Below are 1,750 nucleotides of genomic sequence, written 5' to 3'. Positions count from 1 at the left end.
TATCTTTTGTTAAAGAATAAGTTTTCAGCATTGTAATCCTCCTGCTTTATATTTTTCCCAAAATTCTTTATATTCAAACATTTCAATAAATTGATTGAGTCTAAATACTTCAGTGTCAGCAATTTTTTCTACATAATTTTTATGTATTAAAGGATCTTTAAATAGCTTTGTCATCAATTCACGGTCAAATTTATCCAAGTCATTAATTACATTATTTCGTTTCAGAGAACCCTTACTAGTTAAATACTTGTTTCCAAACTCTCCTAAAATACTTTTGACTTGAGACATTATCTTAGGTTCTATTTCCATTCTAATCCGCCCTTTAATTTTTACCAAAAATGCCACCAACTCTTATTGACTTTATTTTTATGTATTCTTTTTTTCTTTTCATCGACAATATGACTTTGATCTTGCTTGTCGTTTTCAGCATTGTCATGAATGGCATTAATACTATTCGACAAGGTATCGTCCTTGTCGTTTGATTGTTGCTGTTGAGTTGCACTAGAAGGTTCAAGCAATCCACTCAATTTCCGAATGTGCTCTTTTAATCGATGGTTTTCTGTTACCGTTGCTATCTGTAATTTTTGTTGCTGGTCTAAGGCTTGTTGTAAATTTGCAATTTGTTGATCTTTAACATCAAGTTGTTTCAGCAATATGTGATCAATCTTGTCGTTCTTGTCGTTCTTGTCGTTTTTATCTTGCTGATTTGGTTGTCGTTCTTGGCGTTTTTGCTTGTCAAAGTTAGCAAGCATTTTAACGCCTTGGTTGTCTATTTCTAGATGGTTTTTAACTTTGTAAGTGTGTTTGCTTCGAAAACCATTAATACTATTAATACGTTGATTAATACCTTGTTTTGATAATTTCAATTCTTCTGAAAGTTGTCGAATAGTCTTGCCCAATAGTTTCACCACCTAATTAATCCGCCTTAAATTATAAGTTAAAAACGACAAGAACACCAATCGACAAGCAAAGCTTAAACTTGGTTGTCGTTCTTGTCGTTTTTTAAACTAGGTATCAATCTTCAAGCTAAACTATAATTGATTTGGTTCTGGTTGTTGCCACCAATGAATGTTGCTTTAACAGCAAATATCCCGAATTAACAACAACTAAAGTTTGCATCTAGTTTTTTCCCTAATGGCTTGTTTTGATACACCAAACTCATCAGTAAGTTCTCTAATAGTTTTAGGCATGATTTCCAAACCCCTTTCGGAGTTCAGCAAGTGCTTCTTGTCTTGCTTGATCTCTTATTTTTTTATCATGTTTGGCCTGTTTTTCAGCCAATACCTGTTTCTCAGTGGAACCTAAAGTTAAACCCTTAACTTTATCAATAGCACGCCATTTTTCCTTATCTGTTAGTTCACTATTATGCTGAATATTGAAAAGCTTTTGACGTTCATCTTGAAATTGTCCTTGTGAGAAGTCGTTTGTATCTTTTCTTTCTAATATTAAAAAAATAAGCTGCAGCTAGTTCTTCTTTACTCTTTCTTATGCTAACTCCAATTTAGTACATCAACAACTCTTTTCAACCACCATAATACATGTAGAATCACTTTTACTCGATCAAAGGTTGGAAAACTTCTTAATCCGATAAATCTGTGACCTTGAAGTCCCAATTGTTCTAGCAATCTGCGCAATTGGCACTGGTGGATCCTGCTGTAGCATTTGCACTACCTGGTGATACAAATAGCGTTTCCGGCGATCAGGTGAATCCGGTGCGTACAAACGCACTGCTCCTTTATAAGCGCCACGT

3 protein-coding genes and 1 pseudogene are annotated in these 1,750 nt (G+C 34.2%); all 4 read right to left on the bottom strand.

Annotated elements, in window-relative coordinates; translation table 11 throughout:
• Positions 1 to 24: 24 nt before the first annotated feature.
• Positions 25 to 309: a site-specific DNA-methyltransferase gene (locus IV36_RS11665; RefSeq protein WP_235720436.1), complete on the bottom strand. Its 285-nt coding sequence runs from the start codon at positions 307 to 309 to the stop codon at positions 25 to 27.
• Positions 310 to 329: 20 nt separating this feature from the next.
• On the bottom strand, positions 330 to 899 hold the full coding sequence (locus tag IV36_RS11660) for a DUF536 domain-containing protein (protein WP_056992660.1): 570 nt from the start codon (positions 897 to 899) through the stop codon (positions 330 to 332).
• A 283-nt stretch (positions 900 to 1,182) separates the two neighbouring features.
• Positions 1,183 to 1,440 (bottom strand): annotated as a pseudogene (locus IV36_RS12025) (replication initiation protein); the annotation flags it as partial.
• 120 nt (positions 1,441 to 1,560) lie between these two features.
• Positions 1,561 to 1,750 (bottom strand): helix-turn-helix domain-containing protein (locus IV36_RS11655; RefSeq protein ID WP_156648680.1); only part of this gene is annotated, 190 nt, incomplete at its 5' end.

The sequence above is a fragment of the Liquorilactobacillus mali genome (assembly GCF_001437155.1).
Classification (GTDB): Bacteria; Bacillota; Bacilli; order Lactobacillales; family Lactobacillaceae; genus Liquorilactobacillus; species Liquorilactobacillus mali_A.
This window is presented reverse-complemented; position numbering and strand designations above follow the sequence as displayed.

Bases quoted from the DNA above. Each gene is read 5' to 3' on its own strand.
- IV36_RS11665 (WP_235720436.1), bottom strand. From the start codon at position 309: ATGGAAATAGAACCTAAGATAATGTCTCAAGTCAAAAGTATTTTAGGA.